The organism is Erwinia sp. GW821-FHT03D09 (assembly GCF_059420805.1).
Genome location: NZ_JBWKUK010000009.1, coordinates 215,421 through 222,111 on the forward strand (window position 1 = coordinate 215,421; position 6,691 = coordinate 222,111).

General features: G+C 54.0%; 6 protein-coding genes and 2 pseudogenes. 3 read left to right on the forward strand and 5 right to left on the reverse strand.

Annotation, left to right across the window (positions count from 1 at the left end; all coding sequences use genetic code 11):
- Positions 1-5: 5 nt before the first annotated feature.
- The 4 genes from alsC to AC07U6_RS11420 all read right to left on the reverse strand — a co-directional run bounded on the left by alsC (position 6) and on the right by AC07U6_RS11420 (position 4,412).
- On the reverse strand, positions 6-986 hold the full coding sequence (gene alsC / locus AC07U6_RS11405) for a D-allose ABC transporter permease (RefSeq protein ID WP_494761857.1): 981 nt from the start codon (positions 984-986) through the stop codon (positions 6-8).
- Positions 965-2,497: a D-allose ABC transporter ATP-binding protein AlsA gene (alsA, locus tag AC07U6_RS11410; protein WP_494761856.1), complete on the reverse strand. Its 1,533-nt coding sequence runs from the start codon at positions 2,495-2,497 to the stop codon at positions 965-967. Before alsA ends, alsC begins: the two co-directional genes overlap by 22 nt.
- A 26-nt stretch (positions 2,498-2,523) precedes the next feature.
- A complete protein-coding gene (alsB, locus tag AC07U6_RS11415; protein WP_494761855.1) occupies positions 2,524-3,459 on the reverse strand; it encodes a D-allose transporter substrate-binding protein in 936 nt (311 codons plus the stop codon).
- 62 nt (positions 3,460-3,521) lie between these two features.
- Entirely contained in the window at positions 3,522-4,412 is an 891-nt protein-coding gene (locus tag AC07U6_RS11420) for a MurR/RpiR family transcriptional regulator (RefSeq protein ID WP_205065441.1), read from the reverse strand.
- A 348-nt stretch (positions 4,413-4,760) separates the two neighbouring features.
- On the opposite strand from AC07U6_RS11420, the gene rpiB reads away from it, so the two are divergent.
- The 3 genes and pseudogenes from rpiB (at position 4,761) to AC07U6_RS11435 (ending at position 6,500) form a co-directional block, all read left to right on the forward strand.
- On the forward strand, positions 4,761-5,210 hold the full coding sequence (gene rpiB, locus AC07U6_RS11425) for a bifunctional allose-6-phosphate isomerase/ribose-5-phosphate isomerase RpiB (RefSeq protein ID WP_494761854.1): 450 nt from the start codon (positions 4,761-4,763) through the stop codon (positions 5,208-5,210).
- Positions 5,211-5,310: 100 nt separating this feature from the next.
- Positions 5,311-5,934 (forward strand): annotated as a pseudogene (locus AC07U6_RS11430) (chloride channel protein).
- A 215-nt stretch (positions 5,935-6,149) separates the two neighbouring features.
- A complete protein-coding gene (locus AC07U6_RS11435; protein ID WP_494761853.1) occupies positions 6,150-6,500 on the forward strand; it encodes a DUF1304 domain-containing protein in 351 nt (116 codons plus the stop codon).
- Between the two features lie 41 nt (positions 6,501-6,541).
- Here the strand turns inward: AC07U6_RS11435 and AC07U6_RS11440 are convergent.
- Positions 6,542-6,691, reverse strand: a pseudogene (locus AC07U6_RS11440) (IS3 family transposase); the annotation flags it as partial.

Genomic DNA, 6,691 nt, shown 5'->3' on the forward strand with positions numbered 1-6,691 from the left:
GTTCCTTACTTGCTAATCAGTCTGTCGAGGGCAACGGCGGCAATGATCAGCCCGCCCATCACCACCAGTTGGTAATAGGTTTGTACCTGCAGGATGTTGAGGCCGTTGTTAATGGTGCCGATGATCAGGCCGCCGATAACTACGGAAAAAATGCGCCCCTTGCCGCCGAAGAAGCTGGTGCCGCCGATAATGGCGCTGGCAATCGCGTAGGTTTCAAATCCCATTCCGGCCAGCGGTTCGGCGGCACCCAGACGGGCGGTTGAGACGACACCTGCCAGCCCGGCGCAGACGCCGGAGATAATAAACACCACCAGCATGTGAAATTTGACGTCGATGCCGGAGTAAAACGCCGAGTTTTTGTTGCCGCCGAGGGCATAGATATTGCGCCCCAGCCGCATCCGCGTGGTCAGGAACCACAGCAGCACGGCAACAATCAGCGAGAAGATCACCGGCACGGGAATGCCCAGCACGCTGGCAGCAAAGAAGTTAACGAAGTCGAAAGAGAAGCCATAAACCGAGTTGGCGTCGGAAATCACCAGCGTGATACCACGGAAGATGGCGTTGGTGCCGAGCGTAATGATAAACGGATGCAGCCCCGTCCAGTTGACCAGGCAGCCGTTGATTGCCCCCAGCGCGCCGCCGACCAGCACGCCGCCGATCAGCGCCGCCAGCACCGGATCAACACCCGCCAGCATCAGCTTGGCGGTGACCATGCCGGAAAGCGCCAGGATGGCACCGACCGAGAGATCGATTCCCGCCACCAGGATAGCAAAGAACTCGCCCATGCCAATCAGCACCGTCACCGAACTCTGCACGAAGATCTGCGTGATGTTGTTGGCAGTGAGGAAATATTCCGACGACAGCGTGCCAAAAATGGCAACGATAATCGCCAGAATAAAGAAGGTGCCGTATTTGTCCCAGAACTGCGCGAAGTTGAACGGCTTTTTCTCTGCCAGATCGCCCTTCACTCTTGTGGTAGTGCCCATGCCATAATCTCCTCTTCGCTCAGGTTGTCGCGATTGGTCAGAATTTGCGTCAGCCGCCCTTCGCAGAACACGGCGATGCGGTCGCAGACGGCGATAATTTCAGGAAGCTCGGATGACACCATCAGGATGACCTTGCCTTCGTCGGCCAGCCCGCGCATCACCTTGTAGATTTCTGCCTTAGCGCCGACATCAATGCCGCGCGTGGGCTCGTCAAAAATGATCACCTCGGGCTGGCAGCACAGCCACTTGGAGATCAGCACCTTCTGCTGGTTTCCGCCGGAAAGCTCGGTGATGTTCTGCGCCACCGAGTGGCATTTCAGCGCCAGCAGCTGGCGCTGCGCTTCGGCAGTTTGGCGCTCCTCCGCTTCACGAAACAGCCCCATCGCTCCTTTATAGCCGCCGGACTTCAGGCTGCGGCTGACAGCCATGTTTTGCGCGATGGAGAAGTTCGGGAAAAAGCCGTTTTCCCTGCGGCTCTCGGTGATGTAGGCCATACCTTTTTTCACCGCGTCCAGTGGGGAACGCGGCGAAATGTCTTTGCCGTTCAGACGAATTTCGCCGCTGCTGCGCTTATCCACGCCGAACAGGCAGTCCATCAGCTCGGTGCGTCCGGACCCCACCAGCCCGGCGAAGCCGAGGATTTCACCGCGGCTAACGCTAAAGGAGATATCCCGCACCTTCTTGCGGTCGCGGCTGGTGACGTTTTTTACCTCGAACACCGTGTCCCGCTCGATGTTGCCGGTGCTCTCTCTCATGCGGTTAAAGCGGTTTTGCAGCTCCCGCCCCACCATCAGATGCACGATGTCGTCGTTGCTGACCTCGCTAACCCGGCCGGAGCAGACGCTACTGCCGTCTTTCATCACCGTGTAGCGGTCGCAAATCCGCCGGATTTCCGCCAGCTTGTGGGAGATATAAACGATCGCCGTGCCCTCTTTGCGCAGCTGATTCATAATCAGGAACAGGTAATCCACCTCTTTATTGGTCAATGACGAGGTGGGTTCATCCATAATGATCACTTTGGCATCGAGCATTAAAGTTTTGGCAATTTCCAGCATCTGCTTATGGCTGATGGATAAATTCGCCACTTTCTCTTCTAAATCGACTTTTAAGCCAATGCGTAATAGCATCATCGCCGCACGAATACGCATCTCTTTCCAGTCTACAATATTTACGCCGCACACCTTTTTGGTCAGGTGGCGACCTATATAGAGATTTTCCAGCACGGTTAATTCATCAATAACGCTCAGCTCCTGGTAAATAATACCGATACCCAGTTTCGCCGCCATTTTATGATCGAGCTTGTCGTAAGCTATTTCGTTAATCGTAATCGTGCCTTTTGTCGGTGCATGAATTCCCGACAGCACTTTCATCAGCGTGGATTTTCCTGCGCCGTTTTCCCCTAACAGCGCATGAATTTCATAGGGAAATATCGTTAAATCAACGGACTTTAAAGCGTGGACCGGACCAAAGGATTTGCCGATCCCCGCCATCGATATATATGGCGTAACCATCGCACTGACCTTTTATTTAATAGCGATTATTTCGTTACCAGAACAGAGTCCACCAGCTTAAATTCCGGGGTTTTATCCAGCGCTATCACCTTGCCGGATTTGGCGGCATCCACCATCAGCTTCAGCCCGGTTGCGCCAATATCCGCCGGGTTCTGCGCCACGGTTGCCGTCATTAACCCGGCCTCCACCATTTTGCGCGCTTCCGGGATGCCGTCTGTGCCCACCACCAGCACCTTGCCGGTTTTACCCGCATTCGCCACCGCCTGGGCCACGCCCATCGCCATGGTATCGTTAGCACAGTAGAACGCTTTCAGGTTAGGGTTACGCTGCAATACGTTAGTCGCCACATCCAGTGCCTTAATGCGGTCCCAGTCGGCGGGCTGACTGGCAACCAGCTTGATCTGTGGAGCTTTTTTGAACGCATCGGTGGCTCCACTACGGCGCGACTCGCCGGAGGCGTTACCCGCCTTGCCTTCAATGATCGCCACCCCACCGCCTTCTGCACCAAGCTTATCAATAATAAAGGCAGCCCCTTTGGCACCCACCGCCGTATTGTCGGTGGTAACAAAGCCTTCCACGTTGCCACCCGCTTTTTTCAGGTTATCCATATCGATTTTTTCATCGATATTCACCAGATAAATCCCTTTCTGCCAGGCACGGGCCACGGGCATCACCAGATTCACCGAAGAGAGCGGCGCAAAGGCAATGCCCTTATATTTTTTATTACTCAAATCTTCAAACAGCTGGAGCTGCGACTGGAAATCCCCTTCCGAGGCCGAAGCAAAAATATCCACGCTAACGCCCAGCGTTTTTGCTTCCTCCTCAATGCCTTTTTTCATATCCACCCAGAATGGATTCGATAATGTTTTTAATATGACCGCATAGTCCGCGGCGGCAAATACATTAGCGGATAACATTAAGCCCATAGCGCAGCCGCTGAACAATTTCAGATATTTATTCATGGAAAGAGTCTCATTGTAGGGGGTACGGGTTGCCCGTTCCTTTGCGGAACGGGCTTATATCATTACTTCAGCGCGCCGGGGGAAAAGAAATCCACAATTGCGCCGGTTTTTTGCATATTCAATGTTGCCTGTTCAATATTCTGCTGCGCCACGGAAACAAATAACGCATCCAGTAAAGTAAGCTGTAATATCCGCGCGGACGCGTTGCGCCCTAATAGCGGCGTTTCCGGTGCGGGTGAACAAATAATATAATCCGCCAGCTTAGCGATCGGGGAATGATAGCTGTGCGTAATGCAGATGATTTTCGCCCCGTTCTTTTTTGCCAGCTCCACGGCAGATTTCAAATCGTTGGTGCGCCCGGAGTGGGAAACCACCAGCACCACGTCGCCCTCTTTCAGCAGCGAGGCGGACATCATCATAATGTGCGCGTCCTGATAGGCCTGGCAGCGCACGCCGATGCGCAAAAACTTGTGCTGAATATCGGCGCAGATGGCATTCGACCCGCCAACACCGTACAAATCGCGCTGCTTCGCCTGATAGAAGAAGCGTGCCGCACGGTGGATTTCATCCACGTTGACGATCGACTGCCCTTCCATAATGGTGCGCAGGGTGATGTTAAACACCTTGTTGACCACGTCCTGCGGCGCTTCATCAAACGCCAGCTCGGCGGGAAGCACCTGCTCCGATTGCGAAAAGTAATCGATCAGCGCCGCGCGCAGGTTGCGGAAACCGCTAAAGCCCAGCAGTTTCGCCACTTTGACGATCATCGCTTCTGATACCGTCAGCGCCTCCGCCACGTCTTTAATCGCCGGCGCGTCACTCAGGTTGCCCGGCTTCAGCAGCCAGTCAACGATACGACTTTCGTTGTCGGTCATACCTTCCTGCTTCATCCGCAGCCAGGGGGCAAGGCCAATGCCCTGGGGAAGCTCTTTTTCAAATTCAGACTGGCTCATCGCGCTCTTCTGTCCTGATGAATGATGACGACACTATAACACCACAGTCGCGGCTTGAAATATGCTAACAACTTCACAATATTTTTAAATTCATAAAGTTTTATTTTTCGTGAAGTAATGCATTTTTGTAATCACACCTTCCCGATAAAATTCATCACCTTAGAAATTTCGCCGTATTGATAGCGGAAACATTAACGCCAACCGCTCAGTATATCGCTGTTGAAATGGCTGAATCGTCGGTGTAAAACAGAGCCGAAATGAGATTTTATTGCGCATTTTTTGCACGGAAATACGTAATTAATCACAAAAAACCACAAACAGTGAAGTAAACACATAAGGAAGAAGGGTATGAAAAAGATCGTTTTTGGCTGCGATCACGTTGGCTTTATCCTGAAAGAAGACATTATTGCCCACCTGGAGAGCCGGGGCATTGAGGTTATCGATAAGGGAACCTGGAGCGCAGAACGCACCGACTACCCCCACTTCGCCAGCGCCGTGGCACAGGCGATTATTGACGGCGAGGCGCAGTCCGGGCTGCTGATTTGCGGTACCGGGGTGGGGATTTCGATTACCGCCAACAAATTCCCCGGCATTCGGGCGGTGGTGTGCAGCGAGCCCTACTCCGCACGGCTGTCGCGCCAGCATAACGACACCAACGTGCTGGCATTCGGCTCGCGGGTGGTGGGGCTGGGGCTGGCAAAAATGATTGTTGATGCCTGGCTGGATGCGGAGTTTGAGGGGGGGCGCCATCAAACCCGCGTGGAGGCGATTGCGGCACTGGAACGGCGGGTTGATTAAGTTCGGGGCGCAACCTTTGTATCACACGGGCTGTGGGTCTGGAATTCCTGGCATCTTTCAGCAACGTTGCCCATACCACGAACCCGAATCCGTCGTCAATGTGCCGCTGGCCGGTATTCTGTTTATCCTGGAAGAGATGCGCCCGCAGTTCCGCTACAACCTGATTTCGATTAACGCGGTGTTGATTGGCGTGATTATGGCCAGCATCGTCTTCCAGCTGTTTAACGGCGGTCGGCCGATTATTGATGTCGGCCAGCTGACGGATGCACCAGTGCCGACGCTGTGACTGTATCTGCTGCCTGGCGTGCTGTTCGGCGCGGTAGGGGTGCTGTTTAACAAACTGATTTTCGTGATGCAGGATCTCTATGCGCGGATTTATCAGCGCCGAATCTGGCGAGTGGTGGTCACCGGGGCGATCCTCGGTGGTGCCTGCGGAGTGATGACGCCGCTGTTTCCGGCCATCGACGGCGGCGGTCACCTGCTGATCCCAGAAGTCGCCTCGGGTACGTTCTCGTTACAGATGCTGCTGATTTTTGTTCTGCGCCTGCTGACCACCCTGCTGTGCTTTTCCTCCGGCGCGCCCGGCGGGATTTTCGCCCCGATGCAGGCCCCGGGAACGGTATTGGGGACCGCTTTCGGCCTGGCGATGTCGCAGCTTTTTCCACTGTATGCGCTACAGCCCGCCACGTTCGCCATCGCCGGAATATCTCCCCTTTACGACTAAAATTCTTATTCAGAAAAATGTTCTCTCTGGCAATCAACATAATTGCGACGTCTCCACTTCTGTCTTCAGCATGTCCTGGCAACATAATAATCGGATTAGCCAACGCGCAAAGAGAAGCGGTTTCCTCCGCCAGAACCCATAAAATGCCGAGTTTTCCTAACGTTCATCAGGGTTTGCCTATACTTTAATTAACTTTGCGCTGATCGGGACTCGCCATGCTAGCCAATACACTTATCGCCCTCGTGGCGGCAATACATATCTATATTTTGATCCTGGAGATGTTTCTGTGGGACACCCCGACAGGCCGCAGGGCGTTTAACCTGAGTGATGAGTTTGCCCGCAGCACCCGCGTGCTGGCGGCAAATCAGGGGCTGTATAACGGCTTTCTGGCCGCCGGTCTGCTGTGGGGGCTGTGGCTTGGCGAGGGAGGATTCCAGTTTAAGCTGTTTTTCCTCAGCTGCGTGATGATTGCCGGCATCTACGGTGCAGCCACCGCCAGCCGGAAGATCCTCTACGTGCAGTCGATTCCCGCTTTGATTGCGCTGGCGGCGCTGTTGTATGGTTAAGCGGGCCTTCCCGGTAATCCCACTTTCCGCATGTTACTTATCCATGCTACTATTCTGTCCAGCACCCGCACGACCCGCTGCGCCGGGATATTCAGGTCAATTTCGATAGCCAGAGCTTCACGGTTAAAATCATCGACAACATTGAAAGTCCGAAAACGTCGGCCACATGTCAGCGCGTCGTGCATAAAATC

What these genes read in the sequence shown, in the direction of transcription:
- rpiB (WP_494761854.1), top strand. Translation starts at nt 4,761, where the DNA reads ATGAAAAAGATCGTTTTTGGCTGCGATCACGTTGGCTTTATCCTGAAA.
- AC07U6_RS11435 (WP_494761853.1), top strand. Translation starts at nt 6,150, where the DNA reads ATGCTAGCCAATACACTTATCGCCCTCGTGGCGGCAATACATATCTAT.
- alsC (WP_494761857.1), bottom strand. Translation starts at nt 986, where the DNA reads ATGGGCACTACCACAAGAGTGAAGGGCGATCTGGCAGAGAAAAAGCCG.
- alsB (WP_494761855.1), bottom strand. Translation starts at nt 3,459, where the DNA reads ATGAATAAATATCTGAAATTGTTCAGCGGCTGCGCTATGGGCTTAATG.
- AC07U6_RS11420 (WP_205065441.1), bottom strand. Translation starts at nt 4,412, where the DNA reads ATGAGCCAGTCTGAATTTGAAAAAGAGCTTCCCCAGGGCATTGGCCTT.
- alsA (WP_494761856.1), bottom strand. Translation starts at nt 2,497, where the DNA reads ATGGTTACGCCATATATATCGATGGCGGGGATCGGCAAATCCTTTGGT.